The sequence below is a fragment of the Treponema sp. genome, assembly GCF_051883275.1.
Taxonomy (GTDB): Bacteria; Spirochaetota; Spirochaetia; order Treponematales; family Treponemataceae; genus Treponema_D.
In genome coordinates this window covers 1-23,738 of sequence record NZ_JBJETK010000023.1, presented here as the reverse complement: position 1 = coordinate 23,738, position 23,738 = coordinate 1, and the positions used below count along the sequence as shown (strand labels likewise).

The following is a 23,738-nucleotide window of genomic DNA, read 5'->3' as shown; positions in this document are numbered from 1 at the left end:
ACTGCCCGGGAAAATTTGGAACGCGCCCTGCATTTTGATATGCGGACTTGCGCAAAAAAAAATCCGGACAGTTTCGACTTAAAAAAACTTGTGCCTTGCAGTGCAAAAATCGCCTGCAAAACAAAATTGTTTTAAGATAGTGATAAAAACTGTTATGCTTCTGAAATTGCTCCAACCGGGCAAACAGAAGCGCAACTTCCGCAGTTCACGCAGCTTTCGGCCTTTATCTCGCGCTTGTCATTTACTTCTGAGATTGCTTCAGATGGACATTCGCTTTCGCAGGCACCGCAGTTGATACACTCAGATGATGAAATTTTGTAAGCCATATAATACCTCTGTTAATGTGAGTGATGGATGTTTTCCGAAAATCGGTTTTACATTCCTTTTTTAAAGATACTTCAGATTTGATAAAAAATCAACTTTGTTTTTGAAAATCGGGCTTTGTTTTTTTTGCTTCTCTTTGGCTACTTTAAAACTGTTTTTTTTTGTGCTATATTTTTCCGAAGTTCCCGGAAGTTCCAGCTTGCGTTTGATGGAAATCTTGGAAATTTCAGTTTTTTTTTGAAATTCGATGCAGAAAATGAAAAAAAATGTATATAAAGTTATCATGGAAAGCGCCGGTCTGCATTTGAAGCGGCTGGCTGCATTTCCTGAAGCACTGCGGCTTTTATCCGCTTAAAGTTTGCGTTGCGAACTTTTTATAAACTGCACATTTCGCTGGAAATTTGCGCTGGAATGCATTTCATTGTGAATGTGCTGAAAAATGTCAAATCGAAAGCTTAAATTTCAGATTTAACTTTTTAATGGGAGAAAAAATGGCTAAGACAGAAGAGAAGGCTCCGGTGGAAATGTCGGAAAAACTGAAGGCTTTGGAGGCTGCAAGGCTTCAGATTGAAAAACAGTTCGGAAGCGGTTCCCTTATGAAGCTTGGAACTAAGACAGACACGGCTTCTATCGATGTTGTTCCTTCCGGCTCGATTTTGCTTGATGAGGCGCTTGGAATCGGCGGTTATCCGCGCGGGCGTGTCATTGAAATGTACGGTCCTGAAAGCTCTGGAAAAACGACACTTGCGCTGCACGCCGTTGCCGAGGCTCAGAAGCTCGGGGGAATTGCGGCTTTTATTGACGCTGAGCATGCGCTTGATCCTGTGTATGCCAAAAATCTTGGCGTGAACATTGACGAGCTTTGGGTCAGCCAGCCGGATACTGGAGAGCAGGCCCTTGAGATCTGCGAAAACCTTGTGAGATCCGGCGCTGTTGATATAATTGTAGTTGACTCTGTGGCGGCTCTTACTCCCCAGAAGGAAATCGAAGGGGAAATGGGCGATTCAGTCATGGGGCTTCAGGCTCGTCTTATGAGCCAGGCGCTCAGAAAACTTACTGCTATTGTGGGAAAAAGCAAGTGCATTGTTGTTTTTATCAACCAGATCCGCATGAAAATAGGCGTTATGTTCGGCAACCCTGAAACCACGACAGGTGGAAACGCGCTGAAATTCTATTCGTCAGTCCGCCTTGAAATCCGCAGAATTGAATCGATTGACGGGAAAGGCGACGAGGATGCTGTGGGAAACCGTGTGCGCGTGAAGATTGTAAAGAACAAGGTTGCTCCGCCTTTCAGAAAAGTGGAGCTCGATATTTACTTTGGAAAGGGCGTTTCAGCTTCGGCTTCTATTCTGGATTCGGCTGTTAAGCACGGGCTTATAGACAAGCGCGGTGCCTGGTATACACGCGGAGATGAAAAGGTGGGCCAGGGAAAGGAAAATGCAGTTGCCTATATCGAAAACAATCCTGCATACAGAATGGAGCTTGAAAACACCCTGCGCGAAAAAATTTTCCCCGGTCAGATTCTGCGCACAAAGGAAGGCGAGGTTGTTACCAAGGAAAAGATTCTTCAGTATGAAAAGGAAATGCGCGAAAAAGGCGTCGGAACCGGCTTCCTGCAGAATGACAGCGCAAATCAGGAAAATTCCGGTGAAAAACTTCCCGAGCCTGCCGCTGCTGAAGCCAAGACTGCAAAATCCCTGAAGTCAAAGGCGGCAAGTCTTGCAAAGGCTGCTTCTGAGGACAAGCCTGTTCCTGATGAGCTGTTTTAGTTCTATGGAACGCGTTGTTTTGGGGCTTGGCTCTAATAAAGGCTTTTCAGGAATGGCACCAGATGAGCTTTTAAAGAGAGCCTGTGCCCGGATTTCAGAGTTTGTATGCAAAATGGAATTTTCTTCTATTTATAGAACAGCCGCCATGTATGTTTTGGATCAGGATGATTTTTACAACATGGTTGCGGTTGGGGAATTTTCCGGCACACCCGAGCTTCTTCTGGAAAAAATTCATTCCGTGGAGCAGGAGTTTGGGCGCAATAGAATTTCTGAAATCCGAAACGGCCCGCGTTCGCTTGATATTGACATAGAACTTTTTGGGCATCGGCGCATAAACACACAGAGCCTTGTGGTTCCCCATGAGCGTCTGCTTGAAAGAGCCTTTGTTCTTGTTCCTTTTCTTGAAGTTTTAGAAAAAAATGCCGATGTTAATAAGGCGGACATAGAATTCTACGGAAAAAAGCTGGAGCTTCTGGAAAATCAGCGTGTGGAGAAATATTGTCCGTTTTACTAAGGGTTGTCCTGAAAAACTGAAATTTTCCAGGCTTCCCTAATCTTGCACTGGAGCGCAAAATGGAACAGGAACGGACTGTCGGCCATAGAAAATTTATGGCGGGAACATTTGAAGGTCCCTTGGATCTTTTATGGAGCCTTATTCGTGAAAACAAAATAAATATTTATGATATTCCTATAGCTGAAATCACAGAGCAGTTTCAGGATTATCTTGATTATGCGGTGGAGCTTGACTTGCAGGACTTGAGCGAATTTTATCTCTGGGCTGCAAAACTTGCGTGCATAAAGAGCCGGATGCTTCTGCCTCTGGAAGTCCGCTGCGATGACGATGAAAGCATGGAAGATCCGCGGGAAGAGCTTGTTGAGCAGCTTATCGAATATCAGCGTTTCAAAAAGCTTTCTGTTCTTATGGAAGAGCAGGAAGAGCAGAGCGAGTGGAGCTTTGAGCGTAAAAAAATCGAGAGAACTCTTCCGTTCGATGAAGATGAATCCCAGTGGAAAAAGATGGATACCTGGGCTTTGCTTCAGGATATGCAGAAAATTTTCAGAAACCTGACAAATGTAAATCCTGACGAGCGGCTTTTGAACATGGGCGAGGATATTGCTCCGAATGAAAAGATAGCTTTGATGAATGAGCTGCTGGAAAGAAAAAGCGAATGTATGTTCACCGAGCTGATAACCAGAAAAGGCAATGAGCTTGACGTGATCTGCGCCTTCATGGCAATTCTTGAGGCTGTAAAGCTGAATCTGGTTGAGATATATCAAAATAAAATGTTTGGAGATATAAAAATATGCAGGAAACAGAAAGCGGCGTAATCCCTGAGGCGGAAGAGACAGCTGCCAAAACAGAAAACACCGAGAATTCCGTTTTTGCGGATGAAACTGACAGCGAGCTTGAACGTCGCCGCGCGGATTTGAATCTTGACACAGAAACTGCGCTTTTGGAAACTGTTCTTTTTTTGGAAAGCGAGCCGCAGCCTGTTGAAAATCTTTCAAAGATAACCAAGATGGCTCCCGATGTTATTGAAGAATGTATTGACCGCCTGAAGGAAAAGTATTCAAATGCGGATTCGGGAATAGAGCTTTCCATGATTATCGGCGGCTGGATTCTTACTCCAAAAAGAGAGTGCTTTGAATTCGTAAAGGAGCGGTACGGCAAAAAAAATGAAGGCAAGCTGAGCCATGCTGCTATTGAAACTTTGTCGATAATTGCTTACAGTCAGCCTATAACGCGTGCGGAAATTGAAAGTATTCGCCATGTGAATGTGGACAATATGATGCGTGTTTTGCTTGACAGGAAATTCATAAAGGAAGTCGGAAAAAAAGATATTCCCGGAAAACCTGTTATGTATGGCACTACAAAAGAATTCCTGGAGTTTTTCCATTTGCAGAGCATTGCCGATTTGCCGCAGCTTGATGAAAAAGAAAGTGAGAGGTTCGAACTTGCCCGTTAACAATTCAACTGAAAGGGAACTTATGCGTCTTCAGCAGTACATGGCCAAATGCGGTGTTGCAAGCCGCCGTGCCAGTGAAGCGATTATTTGCGCCGGCAGGGTTTCTGTGAACGGACTCACTGTTACAGAGCTTGGAACAAAAGTTTCTGAGGCGGACAGGGTTTCCGTTGATGGAAAGGAAATTCACCTTGAGGAAAAAAAACAGTATGTTCTGTTGAATAAGCCTTCCGGATATGTGTGCTCTGCAAGCGATGAAAAAGGCCGCCGGGTTGCCGCTGATTTGCTGCGTGATTCTTATTCCGAGCGTCTTTATAATGTTGGACGGCTTGATATGTTTTCAAGCGGTCTGATTATCTTTACAAATGACGGAGATTTTGCTGCAAAGCTTTCCCATCCTTCCGCAGAGCTTGAAAAAGAATATATCGTGGATACCAGCCTTCCGATTCCAAGGTTCCTTGCGGATGATTTTATGGATGGAATCAGAATTGACGATGTTTTCTACCGCTGCAAGGATGCAAGGGAGCTGAATTCCCACCGGATGAGGATTGTTCTTGTTGAAGGAAAAAACCGGGAAATTCGCCGTGTGTTTGAAAAGTATGAAATCGGAATAAAAAGCCTGATGCGTGTAAGAATCGGCTGCATCGGTGTTGGCGAACTTCAGTTTGGGCAGTTCCGGGATTTGACACAGGATGAAGTCAAGGCTCTTTTGAAGCTTTGTAAAAATTAAAGGAAAAAGAAAATTCAAAAATTAGGCAAGCCCGAAAGTTGTTTTTGGGCGGCTATAAAAATTGTCACGAGGTTGTTATGGTTGTTGCTATAGACGGTCCTGCTGGAACAGGAAAAAGCACTGTGGCTGGAAAAGTCGCCAGGGATCTGAATCTTACATATTTAAATAGCGGAAGTTTTTACCGCGCGCTCACTCTTGCCCTTCTGGATTCAGGGGTGTCCCTGGATGATGAAAAGGCTGCGGTCGATTTTGCCAAAAAGCAGCGTATTGACTATGTGAATGCAAGGCTGATTTTAAATGGAAAGGATGTTGACGATTTGCTTCATCAGGATAAGGTTGATGCAAATGTTTCAAAGGTTTCATCTTTTGTTGAAATCCGGCATTTCGTGAATTCGCGGATGAGGGAAATTGTAAAGAGCCTCAGCATAATCTGCGAGGGAAGGGACATGACAACTGTTGTTTTCCCTGATGCGGAATTCAAGTTTTATCTTGATGCAAGCATTGATGTCCAGGCCAAGCGGCGATTTGAGCAGGGAGTGAGCGGTCTTTCGCTTGAAGAGGTCAAAAAGTCAATAATTAAGCGTGATGAAATGGACAGGAACAAGCCTGAAGGCTCGCTGAAAAAAGCTCCCGATGCCTTTTATATAGATACTTCTGACTTGACCATAAATGACGTTTGTGCGATAATCGAAAGCAAAATTAAATCAAAAGGGTTTGCTATGGAAAAGGAAGTGGAAAAGAATGGTGCCCAGGGCTCCGACAACATTTACACACAATTAGAAGCATCTATTAATAACATGGAGCCGGTTGAAGACGGTGCTAATGTAAAGGCTACTGTTGTTCAAGTTACAGATGATATTGTATTTGTCGACGTAAACTGCAAATCAGAGGGAAAAATTCCTGTAGAAGAGTTTGCTGGAAATCTTCCAAAAGAGGGAGATGTAATTACAGTATATCTTGTAAGCCAGTTTGGAAAAAATGGTCCTGTTGTTTCAAAACAAAAGGCTGATGAAAAACGCCTCTGGGAAGAGTTGAAGGTTGCATCTGAGCAGAAAACTGCTATAGATGGACTTATCGCTTCTGTTACAAAAGGCGGATATATGGTTAATCTGGGCGGAGGAATTTCAGCATTCCTTCCAATCAGTCAGGCAGATGCTCAGAAAGTTGAAAAAGAAGAAAAACTTCTTGGTGTAAAATCAAAGTTCTATGTTGAGCGGCTCTATAGCAATGGCAAGCGCAATGTTGTGGTAAACCGCCGCAAGTATCTGGAAGAGCAGATTAACGAGAACCGTGACAAATTTTTTGAGACTGTAAAGATTGGCGATACTGTGAAAGGTGTTGTAAAGTCCTTTACTAGTTTCGGCGCTTTCATTGATCTTGGTGGCTTTGACGGTCTGCTTCATATCAATGATATGAGCTGGGGTCATGTTACACGTCCAAAGGATTTTGTAAAGAAAGGACAGGAAATAGAGCTTAAGGTTATCCGTCTTGATCCTGAGGGAAAAAGAATCAACCTTTCACTCAAGCACTTTACAGAAGATCCTTGGGTTCATTTTGAGGAAAAGTATCATGTGAATGATATTGTAAAGGGAAAAGTTACTAAGGTTCCTGATTTTGGCGCATTTATTGAGCTTGAGGAAGGAATTGAAGGTCTTGCCCATATCTCTGAGTTCAGCTGGACAAAGAAAATCAACAAGCCGTCTGATATGGTAAAAGAAGGCGACGAAGTTGAATGTATGATTCTTGGCTATGATATTCAGGGCGGACGCGTTTCTCTTGGTCTTAAGCAGGTTACAGATAATCCGTGGGATACTATTGCTGACAAATATCCTGTTGGAACAAAAGTTTCTGGCAAAGTTGTAAAGATTGCAAACAGCGGCGCTTTTGTTCAGCTTGAAGATGGAATTGACGCTTTCCTTGCAGGCGAGGATCTTTCTTGGACAAAGAAAATCAAGCATCCTGGAAGTGAGATAAAAGTTGATCAGCCTTTGGATGTTATTGTCTTGGACTGTGATGCTGAAAACCATAGAATCCGTGTTGGAGTAAAGCAGCTTTCAGACAATCCATGGAAGGCATTTGCCGAAGAATACAAAGTTGGCGGAACTCTTGAGGGTGAAGTTACTTCTATCAACGATTTTGGTATTTTTGTAAAGGCTCCTAATGGAATTGAAGGTCTTGTTAACAAAGCAAACCTTAGCGATGACCGTGATGTTCCATTTGAGGAAGCTGTAAAGAAATACTCTGTCGGTGACAAGGTGAATGTTTACGTTGTTTCGATTGACGTGGAAAAAGAGCGTGTTGCTTTCTCTGTAAAGGAATATAAGAGAGCACAGGATCGCGCTGAAATTTCACAGTATATGTCTTCAAGCAACGATGACAGAGCTTATACAATTGGCGACAGCCTGAAAAGTCACGCAGAGTAAAAATAAAAAGCAATGGGTGAAGATGGCTTGGTGCCTTATGAAAAGCTAAAATCGCTCATTGAAATAAACACACGCATAAATTTAAATTATGCAGATCCTGATACATTGCTGGTTTCTATTTTGGAATCAGCAATGTTCATGGTAAAATGCGAGGCTGCATCTCTTCTTTTGGTGCAGCCTGAAATTAATTCCCTTGAATTTTATATAAGCCTTGGGCCTAAGAATTCTGAAGTCAAAAAAATCCTTGTAGAACGAAAATCGATTGCCGGCTGGGTGGCAGATAATTGCCAGTCTGTCCTGATCAATGATGTGAATAAAGATCCCCGTTTTAATTCTACTGTTCAAAACACAACAAAATATGTTACAAGAAACATGATAGCTTTTCCGATGAGTGTTCAGGGAAACTGCGTTGGTGTAATTGAGCTGATCAACAAGGAAAATAACTGTGATTTTACATCCGATGACCTTGCAATCCTTGAGCTTTTGGGGGAGCAGGCCGCTGTTGCATACCAGAATGCTCTGCGCTATAGAAAAAACAAGGTTCAGCTCAACGCTCTTCAGAATGTCTTTGATGCCGGAAAAGAATATCATCCGTTTATCGCAAAAAATCCAGTTGTTCTTTCGCTTCTCGAAAATATAAAGCGCGCTTCATCTATAAATTCTTCGGTTCTTATTACAGGTGAAAGCGGAGTCGGCAAGGAACTTTTTGCGGAGCAAATTCATCTTTTAAGCAGCAGGAAAGACAAGCCGTTTGTTCGTGTCAGCTGCGCATCCTTGAGTCCGGCTCTTCTGGAATCTGAATTTTTCGGGCACGTGAAAGGGGCGTTTACGGATGCGGTTTCTGCGCGAAAAGGGCGTTTTGAGCTTGCCGATGGTGGAACGATTTTTCTTGATGAAATCGGAGAGCTGCCGGTTGACTTGCAGGCAAAACTTCTCCGTGTGATTCAGGAGAAAAAATTTGAACGGGTTGGCTCGTGTGAGACGATTTCAGTTGACGTGAGAATTATTGCCGCCACAAACCGCGATCTGGAGGCAATGATAACGCAGGGAACTTTTAGAACTGACCTGTATTTCAGGCTGAATGTTCTTCCTATTGCAGTTCCGCCGCTGAGAGAACGCCGGGATGAGCTTGGTGATTTGTGCGAATTTTTCTTGAATAAATTCAAAGCTGAAATTCACAAGGAATTCATCGGATTTTCTGAAGCCGCAAAAAAAGCAATCTATTCTTATATGTGGCCTGGAAATATTCGTGAGCTTGAAAATACAATAGAGCGCGCCTGCATAATAGGAAATCCTCCGTTTATACAGCTGAATGATTTAAGGCTTCCTGTTGAAGTTGAAACTTCTGTGTCGCCTGAAATTCATAATTGCGCGCAGGAGCTTTCGCTTGGCAGGGACAGGAGCCTCAAGAATGCGCTTTCAGAGTTTAAAAAGCAGTATGTTGAGGCGATTCTAAGGGAAACAAACTGGAATCAGACTGCTGCCGCAAAAATTCTTGGTATTCAGCGGACTTATGTTTCAAAGCTCATTTCTGAATTGAATATTCACCGGCCATAAGAAACTCCGGAAAACTTGGTTTTGACAAAGCTATTTATATTCTATATAATAAGTTTACTCGTGCGGAGGCTTGATGCCTGATTTTGCACGAGGCTGTTTATTTGGAGTATAAAATGTCTAAAAATTCAAAAGTGGCTGCAAGTGTAAAATTAGAGGAATTTATTATCAGCAATAGAAAAATTGTTGTTCTGACTGCGGTGCTTTTAATTGCCGCTGTTATTGCGGTTTGTGCAGTTTTTGCTGTTGCGGATTCAGTGAAGCAGTCGGATCTTTCTTCTATTGATTCGATTGAGTTCGCTTACGTTTCAAAGTCGGCCGACATATCGGAAGAGGAAGCTGCTTCCAGACAGGCAAAGGCAGAAGAGGCTTTGGTTCCGTATCTTTCAAAAAAGGGTGTGGCCGGTGTTCGTGCTAATATGCTTGCCGCTGATATTTCTTTTGCAAAATCTGATTTTTCCAAGGCATTGGGATATTACAAGCAGGCTGCGGATGCTTGCCGCAAGGCTTATACTTATGCTGAATGTATGTACAATGCTGCTGTTTGCGCAGAGGAACTTTCCCAGTCTGAAGAGGCTGTAAAATTTTATATTGCGGCATCAGAGCCTGCTGATTTTTATCTTGCATCCCATGCTCTTTTTAATGCTGCTAGAGTTTCCGAGACTTCAGGAGATTTCAAGAAGGCTTCTGAACTTTACCAGAAAACTGTGGATAATTACAGCGGCTATGAATGGGCAGACCTTTCTCAAAGCCGTCTTATTGATTTGAAGGCAAAAGGCAAGATAGACTAATTGCCTTGAAAGTTGACTTTGCTGCGGGCATTTTGAAAACTGTACTTTTTGAAATGCCCTTGCATTGTTTTGTTTGTACGGAAGACTAAAACTTTCCGCCGGCAGGTTTTGCGTGTTTTTATGGGAGAAAGTGGTATGAGCGGTTTCTTTTTTAAGCATAAACTCAGCGCCGCTTTTTTTTTATGCAGTTTTGTTTTTTTCAGCTGCGGCCTTGATACTTTTTATTATCTTGAGCCTCCGAAAACGGATGGTCATACTGTAAAGTATACCAGTGATGATAGAACCCAGCATTTTTTTTCTTTTCTTACAAATGAAAAAGGCGATAATGCTGATTACGATTCATCGGATTTTTCTTTTCTTGGCACTGAAGTTTACTATAAAATCTATAATAATTTTTCGACAATGGTTTCTGTCCAGAATGCTGTTGACTCCTTGAATTCCAGCAGTGATGTTTCTGCGGCAGCGATAAATCTTATAAATTCCCGTGGCTACAAAACGCTCTCTTTTTCAAGCTATTCAAAAACTCCTCTGATTCCTCAGACTGGCACGAATCGCTATGTGTATATCAGACTTAATAGCTATAATGAAGGAAATGAAAACAGCCTGTTTACGAGAATTGCTTGCTATGGCAGTTCCGCAATGAATTCTTATGAGCCTGAAACCCCTGGCCTTGTTGTGATTGGAATTCCTCTGCGCTCTACAAGCTCCGGTTCAAGCTACGGATTTAATTTTAATAAAAAAAGCAATTCAAATCCGCTTCCTGTTTCAGGAGATGAGGATGTGAATTTTTCAACTTCTGGCAGTGAAAGCGGCGTGTGGTATGTTGATATGTGGGCTGTTTCTGTCGGCAGGGATTCAAACTACTCTCCGTCTTACAGCAAGGTTCTGCATCTTGGGTCTATAAAAATCGATGAAAGCTGGTATGACGATTACAGCGACTGACAGATTTTTTCTATAAAACTCCTGTTTTTTTCCAGTTCTTCATCCAGCTTCCATGGAGGATTCATTACAAACATTCCGCTTCCGTAAAGATGGGAGCCGCTTTCGCTTTTTGTCAGTTCTGGATTTTTTGTAATGAGTTCCGCTTTTATACATTCACATGGATTTGTTCCAAGCTTGCAGAAATCTTCGAGTTCTGTCAGAAGCTGCGCAGTTTCGTTTTTACGTCTAAGCAGAAGCGGATACCATAGTGCGATTATTGCGGTGTTCCATTTTTTTCTTACAGATTTTAGGGCGGCGCATACTTTTTTATAGTCATCGGCATCTTCGTAGCTTGGGTCGCAGAGGACAAGCCCTCTTTTTACAAGCGGAGGTGTCAGAGCCGAAAGTGCTGCATAGCTGTCATCGTTGTGGATTATGACATGGGCATTTTCCATATTCTTTCTCAGGGACTCAATGGCCGCCGGATGTTTTTCAACAAGATGAAGGCAGTCGCCCCTGCGTATGTAGTGCCGCTCCAGTTCCGGGCTTCCTGCATATAATCTTTTTTCAAGAAATTTTGATTCCAGCTCAAGATACTCTTTTATTCCATGCGGAAATTCAAGCGATGTTTTTTTATAAAAGCTGTAGATTTTTTCGATACCATCTTTGGCTTCTCCTGTTTTCAGGAGCCTTTCGTCTTCAAGGCTGAAAATTCCTGCTCCTGAATGGCTGTCAATTACGGTGAAGGGCTTTTCCTTTTTGCAAAGTGATTCCAGAATCAGGCAAAGACAAGTGTGCTTAAAAACATCCGCGAGATTTCCGGCGTGGTACTCATGCTGGTAGCTTAACATTCTTCAATTTCCTTGAGCCATATAGCTGCGCTTGCATCGCTCGGCATTCTCCAGTCGCCCCTCGGAGAAAGATTTACCGTTCCCACTTTTGCTCCGTCCGGCATGCAGCTTCGCTTGAACTGCTGGCTGAAAAATCTTCGGTAGAAATTCTTGAGCCACTTGAGGATAATTTCATTTGTATAAACTACATTTGTTTCCGGATTGCGTTTTCCAAGAAATGCCTTCTGTGCCAGAAAGTAAATTTTACGAGGTGAAAATCCCCACCGCAGGACATAATAAAGAAAGAAATCATGAAGCTCATACGGCCCGACAATTTCTTCTGTCTTTTGGCTTATTTTTCCGTCTGACGGAGGAAGAAGTTCCGGACTTACAGGGGTCGCAAGAATATCATTCAAAACCATTGAAAGATTTTTGCTGCCCTTTTCAAGAGCTTCCTCTGAAAACCAGGAAACAAGATGGCGCACAAGTGTTTTTGGAATGCTGGAATTTACGCCGTACATGCTCATCTGGTCGCCGTTGTATGTGCACCATCCAAGGGCAAGCTCGCTCAGGTCGCCTGTTCCTATGACAATTCCGCCGCATTTGTTTGCAAGATCCATGAGCACCTGGGTTCGTTCCCTTGCCTGGCCGTTTTCGTATGTCACATCCTGGATTTCAATGTCATGCCCGATGTCTTTGAAGTGCTGGATGACAGAATCGGCGATGCTGATTTGCTTTAGAGTTGTCTGCGTTTCTTCTGCAAGCTTGCAGGCGTTGCTGAAAGTTCTGTCTGTTGTTCCGAATGCCGGCATTGTTACAGACAGTATGTTTTTCCGCGGAAGTCCGCATTTGTCAAAAGCCCGGGCACAGACCAAAAGCGCCAGAGTTGAATCCAGCCCTCCGCTGATTCCGATTACAGCATTTTCGCATTTGATGTGCCTGAGGCGTTTTGCAAGTCCTTCCGACTGCATTTCGATTATTGAAAAACATCTGTCTTTTCTTTTTATGGTGTCTGCCGGAACAAAGGGCTGCGGTTCAATTACTGTGTAGAGTTTTTCCGTTTGCAGTGCCGCTGAATTGTCCGGCTGAAGGTTTTCTGCGAAAATGATTTTGTATTCGGAATCTTCAGGGAAAAATGAATTTGTAAATGTTGTAGATCTTAGTCTGTCCTGAGTGATTTTTTCTATGTCGATGTCTGCAATGAGAAGCTTTCCGGGAGAATCAAAAAGCCCTGATTCAGCCTGCACAGTTCCGTTTGCCGCGATAATGCTGTGTCCGCTGAAAACCATGTCGGTTGAGCTTTCGTCATGGCCTGCGTTTGCATAAATATATGCGCTCACTGTTTTTGCGGAGTGGCCCGCTACGAGCATCCGTCTGTAATCAGCTTTTCCTGCGACTTCATTGCTTGCGCTTAAATTTGCGATTATTGTTGCGCCGTTCAGGGCATGCCTTGTTGACGGTGAAAGCGGAACCCATAGGTCTTCGCAAAGTTCAGCCGCGATTGCTATGGAAGGATTTTTTGAATCCTGTATGATGATATCAGTTCCAAATGGAATGGATTCAAGGCCGGGGCAAATTGAAATGCAGGCTGTTTTTTTTCCGGAAAAAGAAGAAAACCAGCGGCTTTCGTAAAATTCAGAGTAGTTTGGGATAAATGTCTTTGGCACTGCTGCAAGAATTTTTCCGCGGTGTATAAAAACAGCGCAGTTGAACCGCTCGGCTCCGTATTCAACAGGAAGCCCTACACAGAAAAGAACACCGTATTCCTTTGTTTCCCGGCAGATTTCTTTAAGTGAATCATAGCATGCGCAAAGGAGAGCTTTTTGTGCGAATAAATCAGCGCATGTATAGCCGCAGATGGAAAGCTCCGGAAAAACAAGAAGCTGTACCTTTTCAGCCTCTGCTTTTTTTACAATCTCTATAATCTTACCGGCATTGAATCCGCAGTCTGCTACAGAAAGCGCAGGAGATGCCGCCGCAACTCTGAAAAATCCGTAATTCATAGTGGAATTATACGAATTATCAGAATAAAATGCAATTTTTTGGCAGCATCATCTGGCATTGTTTTTACGTGTAGCAGGCAAGAATGTCATTCTGGCTTTTTTGCAGCAGCTCTATTACATCAGGGCGGAAGGCGTCCTTGTCTTCAAGAATTGTATTCATTGCCATACTGAATTCCGCGGAGCTTACTTGATCGGATGAAAAAAAGTTTATGCAGAATTCGATTGCAATCGAGCACATCTGCGTGTATATGTTGTTTATGCTGCTTTTTAGACCGTGCGGCATTCCGCGTCCGTCATAACGCTCATGGTGATGCATGCAGATGTCTGAGCATACCTTTACAAAGTAGGCGACATTCTGAGAACTGTTGACACTCACAAAGTCCGCGCCGGCTATTGTATGTGTTTCAGGAATATTGTCTATGTCCGACTGGGAAAAAACCTTGAACCGCTCCTGGCTTACAATCATTCTTCCTATATCATAAAAATATGCCGCGCGGCTGATTATTTCAATTCCCTCCGGTGTAAGTTCCCTTGGTGCCTTTGTTGCAAAATAATTCTCTAGCATGATGTGAACAATTTCGCTTACATGTATATAAAGCTCATCGGTTTTCTTTTCACTTTTCAGATAGGTGAGATAGACCCGGCGCAGCTTGTCGGCATATTGAATTGTTGCCCTTAGCTCATTGTCCGAGACATTTCCGCGGAGAATTGACGATGCAAGCTCTTTTTTTGCGAAAACAGATTTCAGCTTGGAAAGTATCTGCTCGCTGTCATAGGGCTTTTTAAAGAATCCGGTGGCTCCAAAATTCACCGCCCTGATTATGTTGTCTTTTTTTGCTTCGGAAGAAATCAGGATAATGACCATGCCCGAATGTCTGGATTTATCAATCAGGCTTAGAACCTCAAAGCCGCTTAGCTTCGGCATGTTTATGTCAAGAATAAGTCCGTCAATTTTCATGGCCGGATTGTTCAAAATATCCAGCGCCGCATATCCATTGGCAGCCTCTATTACATTGTAAAAGCCTGATAGTATGTTCTTTAAAACTGCTCTGTCAATTTCAGAGTCGTCAACTATTAAAAGTGTTGTCATCCTGTATTAACTCCAATTAATAGAAAACTTTTATTTATTGGAACCTCGGCTTTATGCGCGCCTGAAGGAACCTGGAAAAATTTGATGCGGATACTGAAAAATTCAGCGAACCGCCTCATAATTATATCATAGTATATTTTTTAGTAAAGCATTTTTCTAGCTTTCCTGTTTTTTTGAAGTTAAAACTGATTTTCAGACTGAAATTTTCTGCCTTGACATCTGTAATGGATTTTTTTAAAATACTGAATTATTTTTAGAGTTATCTTGAAAAATTTCAGTTTTTTGAGGTTTCCCTATTTTGTTTGGAATTTTATATGCTTGAAAAAATGAGAAACATCGGCATCATGGCTCATATCGATGCTGGAAAGACAACTACAACAGAACGTATTCTTTATTATTCTGGAAAAATTCATAAAATTGGTGAAATTGATGACGGCGCTGCTACTATGGATTTTATGAAGCAGGAGCAGGAAAGGGGAATCACAATTGCATCAGCGGCAATCACAACAGAATGGAAAGGCTGCAAGATAAATATTATTGACACTCCAGGCCATGTGGATTTTACTGCGGAAGTTGAGCGTTCTCTCCGTGTTCTGGACGGCGCAGTTGCTGTTATATGCGCAGTCGGATGGGTTCAGCCTCAGACAGAAACAGTGTGGAAGCAGGCTGATGAATTTCACGTGCCGAGAATTTGCTTTGTAAATAAGATGGACAGGGTGGGCGCGGATTTTTTTGGAGCCATGGAGGATGTTCGTAAAAAATTCGGGTGCGAGCCTGTTGCTCTTGAAATTCCTATTGGCAGCGGTCAGGATTTTGAAGGCGTTATAGATCTTCTCCGGATGAAGGAAATCCGCTGGGATGCGGAGTCTGAGGGAGAGCGTTTCACTGAATCTGAAATCAGCGATGCTTACAAGGCTTCCGCTGAAGAGTGGCGCGAAAAGCTTGTTGATGCGGTCGCTTCAAACGATGAGGAGCTTACTGAGCTTTACATAGAAGGCAAGGAAATTTCTGTTGATATGCTTCAGGCGGCTTTAAGAAAGGCAACCATAAACAGGACGCTTGTTCCGTTTATATGCGGATCCAGCCGCCACAATCAGGGAGTTCAGCCGCTCATTGATGCGGTTATTGCATATCTTCCAGCGCCGGATGAAGTTCCGCCTGCCGAGGGAATTCATATAAGAAAAAATGAAGAGGAAAAAATTCCTGTAAAATGTGATCCTGATGCAAAAATGCCGGCCGGTCTTGTGTTTAAAATTCAGTATGACCGCGAGGCTGGAATTCTGTGCTTTGTGAGAATGTATTCAGGAAAAATTTCCACAGGAATGCAGGTTTACAATACCGGCAAGAAAAAAAGAGAGCGTGTTAATAGAATTCTCCGTGTAAATGCAAATAGAATGGAGCAGATGGATAGTGTCAGCGCGGGCGACATTGCTGTTTTTGTCGGGCTGAAATTCGCGCAGACAGGAGATACTCTTGGAAGCGAAGGAATGCCGGTTCTTCTTGAAAGCGTAAAATTTCCGGAGCCTGTCATTTCAATCGCAATCGAGCCTGAAACTATGGGAGACCGCGCTAAGCTTCAGGAAACTCTTGAAATTCTTAGCCGTGAAGATCCTACGTTTACTTTCCGCGATGATGAGGAAACAGGTCAGCTTGTTATTTCTGGAATGGGTGAGCTGCACCTTGATGTTCTTGTTACTAGAATACGCGATGACTTTAAAGTTCAGTGCAGAGTGGGCGCGCCGCAGGTTACATACAGGGAATCTGTTGGCTGTGCCGCTGATTATACTGAGGAGTTCAGCAAAATTCTTGCAGGAAAGGAAAATGCCGCCGGGCTTTCAATTCATGTGGAGCCGAGGGAAACTGGAGCCGGAAATTCATACGAGTGCAATGTCCGCTCTGCTTCTGTTCCGCAGGAAATTCTTGATGCCGTAAAGCAGAGCATTGAAGGCTGTTTTGCTTCCGGAATTCGTATGGGCTATCCCTGCACAGACATTGCAGTTTCTGTAACTGATATAAAATATGATGAGCTTACCGCCACAACTTTTGCTTTTGAAGCTGCCGCTGCGGAAGCGTTTGACTGCGCCTGCAATTCTGCCGACCCAAAAATGCTTGAGCCTGTAATGCAGGTTGACATAGAATGTCCTTCTGAATTTGTGGGAGATGCCATGAGTCAGATTACACAGCGCGGCGGAATGATTGTAAGCATGGACGAAAAATCCGGCGGCAATGTGATTCATGCAAAAGCGCCTATGGCAAAGATGTTCGGTTTTTCTACAAATTTACGTTCTGTTACACAGGGAAGGGCAAGCTTTGGAATGGAGTTCAGCCATTTTCAGGTAAAAGCCTAAGTCTTCGGGTAAGAAGTTGCGCAAGATTGTTTACTGCGTTACTGCCCTTGCAGAAACATCTCCGCAGGCTGTCCCTCTTGGCGCGGCCTGCATAGCTTCAGCTGTAAAAAACAGTCCTCTCACAAAAAGCGCGCTTGAAGTTCGTCTTGCGGCTTTTTCTCTGGAAGATTCTGCTTCCGCTGAAATAGAGGATGAAATCATATCCTGCGCTGAAAATGTGCTTGCGGTTTGCCTTAGTGTCTTTGTGTGGAACCGCGGCCGGATGGAAGCTCTTGCCACAAAAATCAAGCGGAGTTTTCCTGAAATCCACCTGATTGCCGGCGGCCCTGAAATCACGGCTTCTCCGCTTTCATTTAAAAATGCTGACTGGACTGTTTCCGGGGAAGGCGAGGAAAGTGTTCCGCAGCTTTTAAGCTGTCTTATGCGCGGAAATCCTGACATGGCGGATATTGAAATTCAGGGTGTCTATCGTCCCGGGAAAGAAACAGATGCCGTATGCCGGAGTTCAGCTCCGTCTTTGCAGAATCTTGCTTCTCCGTGGCTTGACGGAACGCTTGATCCTTCTTTGTACTCCGGAGCGCTTTGGGAGCTTGCGCGCGGCTGTCCATTCAGATGTTCGTACTGCTATGAAAGCAAGGGTGAAAAAAAAGTCCGCTATTTTCCGGTGGAAAGGATTGAGCATGAACTTGAATTTTTTGCCGCAAAAAAAGTTCCCCAGGTTTTTGTATTGGATCCGACTTACAACGCGGACAAAAAACGCGCTCTGGATATTATCCGCCTTATAAAACGAAAGGCACCCGGCACTTTTTTCAGCTTTGAAGCGCGGGCGGAATTTATTGACAGGGAACTTGCGCGTGCCTTTGCATCCATTCAGTGCAGCCTTCAGTTTGGTTTGCAGAGCGTGCATAAAAATGTTCTTGATTCCGTCAATCGAAGTTTCAATAAAAAACTGTTCGCCAAAAACATAGGAATTCTGAACCAGGAAGGCGTGGTGTTTGGATTCGACCTTATTTACGGTCTTCCTGAAGATACCCCGGAAGGGTTCAGGCAGAGTGTTGATTTTGCGCTTTCCCTCTATCCCAACAACATTGAGATTTTTTGCCTGAGTGTTCTGCCGGGAACAGACCTTTGCGACAAGGCCGGCTCACTTGGTCTTGAGTGGCAGAATGTTCCTCCATACAATGTTATAAAGACACGTGGATTTTCCTGCATGGATATTGAAAAGGCAAGGCGGTTTTCTTATGCCGCGGATGTCTTTTACAATAAGGGGCGCGCTGTTCCGTGGTTCAATATGGTTTTAGAGCCGCTGCGGATCAGGCCTTCAGTTTTTCTTGAGGAATTTTCAGGCTTTATGGGCGGTGAAAATTCTTCTGAGATTACATTCAGCCGTCTTCAGGAGCTTCAGCTTGAATTTGTTTCCGTGCAATATAAAAAACATCGCGTTGAAAAAATGTTTCCTGTTGCGCGGGATATAATTGTCCTGAACAATGCGCTGAGCCTTTTTACCGCTGAGGGAAGAAAATCGTGCGTGAGCCTCTGCTATCATCCTGATGACTTGATGAGCGGATACCCTGTTAGATTCTTGCACGAAAACTGCGGAAAATTTAAAAACAAAACACAGATTTTCGGAGGGAAAAACGGCGCGGACTGGCGGGTTGTAAGTTAACTGTAAAATTTCGGGAAATGTTTGGAAAACTGATTTTTTGTTTTGGGAATAAAAAAAAGACACTTGAAAACAAGTGCCTTTACTGAGCTACTCGTGATTCGAACACGAGACCCACGCCTTAAAAGGGCGTTGCTCTACCTACTGAGCTAGTAGCCCATCCATTTTTCAATGTGGTTAAATCATATACTCTAAAAAAAAAATGGTCAAGAGCATTTTTGGAATTTTATAGAAATTTGATGTTTTTTTTATTCGTGCGGAAGGCTGGATTTCCGGCGGCTGAACTGAGGCTTTTGATTCTGTTTTTACTACTTGACATAGTTCTTTTTTTCTTTTTTACTTTTATTATTATATGGATGGCCTTGTTTTAGACGGAAGTAAAAATGTATTTCAGGTTGAATGTGATGACGGCTATGTTCGGGAATGTTCTCTAAAGGGGAAAATTCTCAAGGATGGAAAAGGATATTATAATCCTCTTGCTCCGGGAGACAGGGTTGTTCTTGACGATGATTCGCTGGAAGAAGAAAAGGGGCTTATTGTTCATCTTATTCCCCGCAAAAATGAATTTGTGCGCTGGAATGTAAAAAAACGGCAGCCTCAGGTTCTGGCTTCAAACTTGGATTATCTTTTAATCGTTACGACTCCGGATGAGCCTCCGTTTAAACCTCGCTTTATAGACCGTGCCCTTGCACAGGCTGAATTTCAGAAAATAACCCCTGTGATTGTCTGCAACAAATATGAGCTTCCCCAGTCGGATGAATTCAAAGAGCGGCTTTCAGTGTGGGAGGATATTGGATATAAAATAATCCGTTCCAGCGCAAAAACACGAGAAGGCATTGAGGAGCTTGCAAATTTTATTGAAAATAAAACCTGCGCCTTTGTTGGAAAAAGCGGTGTTGGAAAAAGTTCTATCATAAATGTTCTTGATAACAATGTTGTGCTGAAAACAGGAAGCCTTTCCAAAAAATACGGCAAGGGAACTCATACAACAACAAAGGGCACTTTGATTCATCTTCAGCTGAACGAAGCTCTTGTCGGCGGAAGAAAAGATGCGGTTGCTGATATAATTGACACACCTGGCGTAAAAACATTTTTGCTGCACGGAATTTCTGCGGACAACCTTGCTCTGTATTACCGTGAGTTTTTTCCGTTTATAGGAAAGTGCGCTTTTGGAATGAGCTGCTCCCATATAAAAGAAAAAGGCTGCGCAATCTGCAAGGCTGTTGAGGAAGGAAAAATTTCGCCGGCACGGTATGAAAGCTGGAAAAAGACCTTTGACGAACTTAAAACTGGAGTCTGGGGCGACTAGAAAAAATCCCCGGGGATTTCTGAGTCAATAATGATTTTTTCTTTTGAAACTGGATGAATGAATTCCAGCCGGCGGGCATGAAGTTTTATTCTGTCCGCTTTTATTCCGCCGTAAAGACTGTCGCCTGTAATTGGAAGATTCACACCTGAAAGATGAACCCGTATCTGATGAGTCCGGCCTGTGTGCAGACGGCAGTCAATTTGCATGAATCCGTTTTTTTCTGCGACCAGCTTAAAGTCTGTTTTGGCGAACTGACCGCCGGCCGATTCCGGTTTTATTCCCATTTTGCAGGCCGCGCTTTTTGGTGAAATTCGTCCTATAAAATTTTCCACAGTGAATTCTTTTTTTTCCGGAATTTTTCCTGTGCAGACAGCCCTGTAGATTTTTTTTATTTTCCGCTCTGCAAACATTTCGGCTATGTCCTTGTTGATGCTTCTTGTTTTTGTAAACATTAATATTCCGCTTGTTTCCCTGTCGAGCCTGTGCATGATTCCTGCATAGGGCGGATTTCTGAGCGATGGATTTTTGCGCCATAGATATTCCACCACGCAGTCATGGGCATTTTTTCTTTTTCCTGTTATTGTCTGCTCCGTTGGAAGAAAAGGCGGCTTGTTTATTGCAATCAGAAATTCGTCTTCAAAGACAACTTCTTTTTCTGTAAGCACAAAGTCAATGTCCTGCGGCTGTTTTTCAAAAAAGAATTTTTCGCGGTCTTCAATAATCCGCACTTCAGTTCCCGGGCGTATCTTGAATGAAGGAATTCTGCACTGCGCTGAATTTACATAGACAGCTCCGCACATAATTAGGCGGCGGATTTTGCTGTTTGAAATTTCACCTTCAAAAATTTCTGGAATTTTTTGACGGAGGAATTCGTTTATAGTTTGCTGCCGGGTTGCTGTCCATTTTTTTTCAGTCATGGGTTTATAATAGACTTCATTCCAAATAAAGTGAACCTCTAAAAAGTTTTTTCTGTGATTTTTTTGTTTTGTAAATTCAATTTGGCTTTTATTTCTGAAGCGCATGAATTTTTCAATTTACAAAAAAATCGCAAGGTTCTATACTTCCGGTATGAAACAGCAAGAAAATTTAAGGCTTGGAATCTGCTGGATTTTGTTTTCCGCTTTTGGATTTGCCGTCATGGGGCTTTGTGTTCGTCTGGCAGGGGAGATTCCGTTTGTCCAAAAAACTCTTTTCAGAAATATGATAGCTTTTTTTATAGCTTTTTCAACTCTGTGCGCAAAGGCAAAAAATGACAGGTCTGTTCTTGCTGTTCCCCGTGATGCATGGAAATTTTTGATTTTGAGGTCGGCGGTCGGCTCCCTGGGAATTTTCGGAAATTTCTATGCGCTCGGGCACATGAATATTTCTGATGCTGCGATGCTGAATAAAATGTCTCCGTTTTTTGCAGTTGCCGCAAGCATTTTTGTTTTGAAGGAAAAGCCCGGAACTGTTTCCATTGTGTCGCTGCTGATTGTTTTTTCTGGCTCGCTGTTTGTGATAAAGCCCAGCTTTGATTTTGAAAAAGTGTTCCCGGCAATCTTTGCGTTTGTCGGCGGCATGGGCGCGGGACTGGCTTCCTGCTTTGTAAGAAAGCTTCACCTGTACAATGTGTGCGCGGATTTTATAATTGCTTTTTTTTCGCTTTTTTCAATTTTGATTGCGCTTCCGTTTGTTTTTTTCTGCTATACTCCGATGTCATTTTCGCAGGTCATGATTCTGCTTGGAGCCGGAATTGGAGCTGCATGCGGACAGTTTGGAATGACGAATGCATATTTCAATGCGCCCGCAGCGAAAATTTCAGTCTATGATTATTCCAATGTGCTTTTTGCAGGAATTCTTGGATTTATTTTTTTAGGGCAGATTCCAGATGCTTTTAGCATTGCAGGTTATATTATCATTATCGGAACTGCGTTTTTTGTTTTTGCCTATAATTGCCGTAAGCTGGAAAAATAACACCGGCGGAAATCAGCATGGCGTTTTTGATTCTGCAAGAAGCTTCAGAATTGAAGCCATGACTTTAAAGCTTGCGGGCGTAAGGGAATCGATGTTGTCGTCCTTTGTGTGGAACAATCTCCATGTATAGGGCAAATGCTCCTTGTATGAAAAATCAGGAATATTTTCAGAAAGCCGCTTCTGCTTTGAGGATTCCCGGTTCATCACGGCATCTTCGAGGTGTTTGTCGCTGTTGATTTTTCTTGCATAAAGGGATGCTTCGTCTGCCGGCAAAAGTGTAATTGCAACCGCAGGAATTCCGCAGGCAATAAATGAAGCGTTGTCGCTGTACGGAACAGGAAGAGACATCCATCTGCCGTCTGTTGCAATTCTTAGAATGTTTTCTGTGCGCTTGTACAAATCAGAAAACTGCGCCTTGAATTTTGGAGATGCAAGAGAACTCAGGCCGCTTTTTGAAAGAATCGGAATTTCTCCGCGGCCGCAGGCATCAAAGACATACACATCATCGTTTGTTATTCCAAGCCGCTGAAAAGTTTTTGCAATTCCAAACGCGCCCTGATTTGATACTGTCCAGCCAAGCTCTTCGCCGTCTGTAAAGAAAATCCGCACGTTATGAAATGAAGGATAATTTTTTAGCCACACCGCCCAGTTCATAAGCTGCCAGTCAGCCGCGCTGTTGTCGTTTGCTCCGGGACTGTTGGCAACCCTGTCGTGATGGGCAATAACTGTTTTTATTTTAAACTGTGGATTATAGCTTGAGGATCCGAACTGCACCAGAATATTTTTTTTTTCATCTATGACAATCTGGTTGGACTCCACGCCATGAGCTTTTAGCCAGGTCTGTATAAAATCCGACCGGTTGCAGTCTAGAGCTAGATATTCTGAAAACTCATCTGGAAGAAATCCCATGCTGTTCTAGTATTCTCCGTTTCTGCGCCGTTCACCCGAGCCGAATCTTCTTCCGCCGTCTCTTGGAAAATCATTGCGCGGGCGAGGCTTTTTTTCTTCCGCATAATTTACACGGATTTTGCGGCCGTCAACTTCTTTGCCTGCAAGCTCCCTGATGGCCTTCTCTGTATCTGCATCGTCTTCCATTTCAACAAAACCGAATCCCTTGGACTGGCTTGTGTCGCGGTCAATTATTATCGTTGCTGAAACAACAGCTCCGTACGCTGAAAAGAGCGAAGACAAAGTTTCCTGATTTGTTGTATAGCTCAGGTTTCCGACATAAAGTTTTTTTGCCATAAAAAAATTCCTTGCAGATTCACAAAGCTCTTGCAAGGAATCGTGCAATATAAAAATACTATGGAAAAAAACTGCTGTCAAGGGTAACTCTGGAAACAGGGCGGTTTCAGGTTGTTCAGTTTAGTTTTTGTGGCGTTCTTTTTTTCAGCATGATATACTTCTTTTATGGAAGACAAGAGATTTTATAAAGACGGCCTGCGTTTTACATGCCAGCGTTGTTCGTTCTGCTGCGGACATTCTCCGGGCTTTGTTTATCTTTCGCGCGGTGATCTTGACAGGCTTTGCGCTTTTTTCAAAATTTCCAAGGGTGCATTTGTCAGGGAATACTGCCGTTGGGCTGATTATTATTACGGAACACAGGTTCTTGCGCTTTTGGAGCGGAAAAACCATGACTGCATTTTATGGAATAACGGCTGTTCTGCGTACAGTGCCCGGCCTCTGCAATGTTCAACCTATCCTTTTTGGACATGGATGCTGAGCGACAGGAACACATGGGACGAATGTGCAGGGGACTGTCCCGGAATGAACAAGGGCCGGCTGTGGACTCTTGATGAAATTCTGGAAAACGAAAAATCTTATTCCGCCAATGAGCCTCTTACCCGTGAACAGACAGAGGAAATTATCAGGCTGGAAAATGCCCTGGATTAATGGGAAGTTTTCATGCCCGGAATTGAGTTTATTTTCGGAATTTCTTGTCGTTTTTGGAAATTCATTTGTCCGTCTTGCACCTGAATGTATTCTGGACTAAAATATTTGTGTGAAGAATTTTGAGATTGTAAAAGCGCTTGTAGGCGAGTCTGTTTCTGAAAAAGACCTTGAGC

Annotated in this window: 21 protein-coding genes and 1 tRNA gene; 14 read left to right on the top strand and 8 right to left on the bottom strand. The window is 43.2% G+C overall.

The features are described 5' to 3' along the window. Positions 1 to 152: 152 nt before the first annotated feature. Positions 153 to 326 carry an indolepyruvate ferredoxin oxidoreductase subunit alpha gene (locus ACI4L0_RS03195; RefSeq protein WP_439798723.1) on the bottom strand — a complete coding sequence of 58 codons (174 nt, stop codon included), beginning with the start codon at positions 324 to 326 and terminating at the stop codon, positions 153 to 155. Positions 327 to 815: 489 nt separating this feature from the next. On the opposite strand from ACI4L0_RS03195, the gene recA reads away from it, so the two are divergent. From recA to ACI4L0_RS03150, 9 genes are all read left to right on the top strand, one after another. Further along, complete coding sequence (gene recA, locus ACI4L0_RS03190) at positions 816 to 2,093, top strand: recombinase RecA (RefSeq protein WP_439798722.1); 1,278 nt, start codon at positions 816 to 818, stop codon at positions 2,091 to 2,093. A gap of 4 nt (positions 2,094 to 2,097) precedes the next feature. Further along, positions 2,098 to 2,607 carry a 2-amino-4-hydroxy-6-hydroxymethyldihydropteridine diphosphokinase gene (gene folK, locus ACI4L0_RS03185; RefSeq protein ID WP_439798721.1) on the top strand — a complete coding sequence of 170 codons (510 nt, stop codon included), beginning with the start codon at positions 2,098 to 2,100 and terminating at the stop codon, positions 2,605 to 2,607. A gap of 59 nt (positions 2,608 to 2,666) precedes the next feature. Continuing rightward, positions 2,667 to 3,422 carry a segregation and condensation protein A gene (locus ACI4L0_RS03180; RefSeq protein WP_439798720.1) on the top strand — a complete coding sequence of 252 codons (756 nt, stop codon included), beginning with the start codon at positions 2,667 to 2,669 and terminating at the stop codon, positions 3,420 to 3,422. Continuing rightward, positions 3,398 to 4,060, top strand: a complete 663-nt coding sequence (gene scpB / locus ACI4L0_RS03175) for an SMC-Scp complex subunit ScpB (protein ID WP_439798719.1) — start codon at positions 3,398 to 3,400, stop codon at positions 4,058 to 4,060. The genes ACI4L0_RS03180 and scpB overlap by 25 nt, the downstream gene beginning before the upstream one ends. Positions 4,061 to 4,082: 22 nt before the next feature. Then, entirely contained in the window at positions 4,083 to 4,787 is a 705-nt protein-coding gene (locus ACI4L0_RS03170; RefSeq protein ID WP_439798718.1) for a pseudouridine synthase, read from the top strand. A 77-nt stretch (positions 4,788 to 4,864) separates the two neighbouring features. Then, entirely contained in the window at positions 4,865 to 7,210 is a 2,346-nt protein-coding gene (rpsA, locus tag ACI4L0_RS03165) for a 30S ribosomal protein S1 (RefSeq protein WP_439798717.1), read from the top strand. Between the two features lie 12 nt (positions 7,211 to 7,222). After that, entirely contained in the window at positions 7,223 to 8,767 is a 1,545-nt protein-coding gene (locus ACI4L0_RS03160; protein WP_439798716.1) for a sigma-54-dependent Fis family transcriptional regulator, read from the top strand. Positions 8,768 to 8,880: 113 nt separating this feature from the next. Next, positions 8,881 to 9,555 (top strand): tetratricopeptide repeat protein, encoded by a 675-nt coding sequence (locus tag ACI4L0_RS03155; RefSeq protein WP_439798715.1) that lies wholly within the window; start codon positions 8,881 to 8,883, stop codon positions 9,553 to 9,555. A gap of 135 nt (positions 9,556 to 9,690) precedes the next feature. Next, positions 9,691 to 10,497, top strand: a complete 807-nt coding sequence (locus tag ACI4L0_RS03150; RefSeq protein WP_439798714.1) for a hypothetical protein — start codon at positions 9,691 to 9,693, stop codon at positions 10,495 to 10,497. Here ACI4L0_RS03150 and ACI4L0_RS03145 read toward each other — a convergent pair. From ACI4L0_RS03145 to ACI4L0_RS03135, 3 genes are all read right to left on the bottom strand, one after another. Then, positions 10,485 to 11,327: a 23S rRNA (adenine(2030)-N(6))-methyltransferase RlmJ gene (locus ACI4L0_RS03145; RefSeq protein ID WP_439798713.1), complete on the bottom strand. Its 843-nt coding sequence runs from the start codon at positions 11,325 to 11,327 to the stop codon at positions 10,485 to 10,487. The genes ACI4L0_RS03150 and ACI4L0_RS03145 overlap by 13 nt on opposite strands. Then, positions 11,321 to 13,309 (bottom strand): NAD(+) synthase, encoded by a 1,989-nt coding sequence (locus ACI4L0_RS03140; RefSeq protein ID WP_439798712.1) that lies wholly within the window; start codon positions 13,307 to 13,309, stop codon positions 11,321 to 11,323. Before ACI4L0_RS03140 ends, ACI4L0_RS03145 begins: the two co-directional genes overlap by 7 nt. A gap of 64 nt (positions 13,310 to 13,373) precedes the next feature. After that, positions 13,374 to 14,399 carry a response regulator gene (locus ACI4L0_RS03135; RefSeq protein WP_439798711.1) on the bottom strand — a complete coding sequence of 342 codons (1,026 nt, stop codon included), beginning with the start codon at positions 14,397 to 14,399 and terminating at the stop codon, positions 13,374 to 13,376. A gap of 314 nt (positions 14,400 to 14,713) precedes the next feature. Between ACI4L0_RS03135 and fusA the strand changes: the two genes are divergently transcribed. Then, positions 14,714 to 16,747, top strand: coding sequence for an elongation factor G (gene fusA / locus ACI4L0_RS03130; protein WP_439798710.1), 2,034 nt, complete (start codon positions 14,714 to 14,716; stop codon positions 16,745 to 16,747). A gap of 16 nt (positions 16,748 to 16,763) precedes the next feature. After that, complete coding sequence (locus ACI4L0_RS03125; RefSeq protein ID WP_439798709.1) at positions 16,764 to 18,413, top strand: B12-binding domain-containing radical SAM protein; 1,650 nt, start codon at positions 16,764 to 16,766, stop codon at positions 18,411 to 18,413. 83 nt (positions 18,414 to 18,496) lie between these two features. Here the strand turns inward: ACI4L0_RS03125 and ACI4L0_RS03120 are convergent. Then, positions 18,497 to 18,569, bottom strand: a tRNA-Lys gene (locus ACI4L0_RS03120). Between the two features lie 193 nt (positions 18,570 to 18,762). Here ACI4L0_RS03120 and rsgA point away from each other — a divergent pair. Beyond that, positions 18,763 to 19,719 (top strand): ribosome small subunit-dependent GTPase A, encoded by a 957-nt coding sequence (gene rsgA / locus ACI4L0_RS03115; protein ID WP_439798708.1) that lies wholly within the window; start codon positions 18,763 to 18,765, stop codon positions 19,717 to 19,719. Here the strand turns inward: rsgA and ACI4L0_RS03110 are convergent. Beyond that, positions 19,716 to 20,636, bottom strand: coding sequence for an RluA family pseudouridine synthase (locus ACI4L0_RS03110; RefSeq protein ID WP_439798707.1), 921 nt, complete (start codon positions 20,634 to 20,636; stop codon positions 19,716 to 19,718). The genes rsgA and ACI4L0_RS03110 overlap by 4 nt on opposite strands. A 151-nt stretch (positions 20,637 to 20,787) precedes the next feature. Between ACI4L0_RS03110 and ACI4L0_RS03105 the strand changes: the two genes are divergently transcribed. Further along, the gene (locus ACI4L0_RS03105) at positions 20,788 to 21,672 is read left to right on the top strand and encodes a DMT family transporter (RefSeq protein ID WP_439798706.1); all 885 of its coding nucleotides are present in this window, start codon (positions 20,788 to 20,790) and stop codon (positions 21,670 to 21,672) included. Between the two features lie 12 nt (positions 21,673 to 21,684). On the opposite strand, the gene ACI4L0_RS03100 is transcribed toward ACI4L0_RS03105, so the two are convergent. Together ACI4L0_RS03100 and ACI4L0_RS03095 are read right to left on the bottom strand one after the other, a co-directional pair. Beyond that, positions 21,685 to 22,581, bottom strand: coding sequence for a M28 family peptidase (locus ACI4L0_RS03100; protein ID WP_439798705.1), 897 nt, complete (start codon positions 22,579 to 22,581; stop codon positions 21,685 to 21,687). Between the two features lie 6 nt (positions 22,582 to 22,587). Then, positions 22,588 to 22,917, bottom strand: coding sequence for an RNA recognition motif domain-containing protein (locus tag ACI4L0_RS03095; protein ID WP_439798704.1), 330 nt, complete (start codon positions 22,915 to 22,917; stop codon positions 22,588 to 22,590). A 165-nt stretch (positions 22,918 to 23,082) separates the two neighbouring features. On the opposite strand from ACI4L0_RS03095, the gene ACI4L0_RS03090 reads away from it, so the two are divergent. Next, complete coding sequence (locus tag ACI4L0_RS03090; RefSeq protein ID WP_439798703.1) at positions 23,083 to 23,565, top strand: YkgJ family cysteine cluster protein; 483 nt, start codon at positions 23,083 to 23,085, stop codon at positions 23,563 to 23,565. Positions 23,566 to 23,738 lie beyond the last annotated feature (173 nt).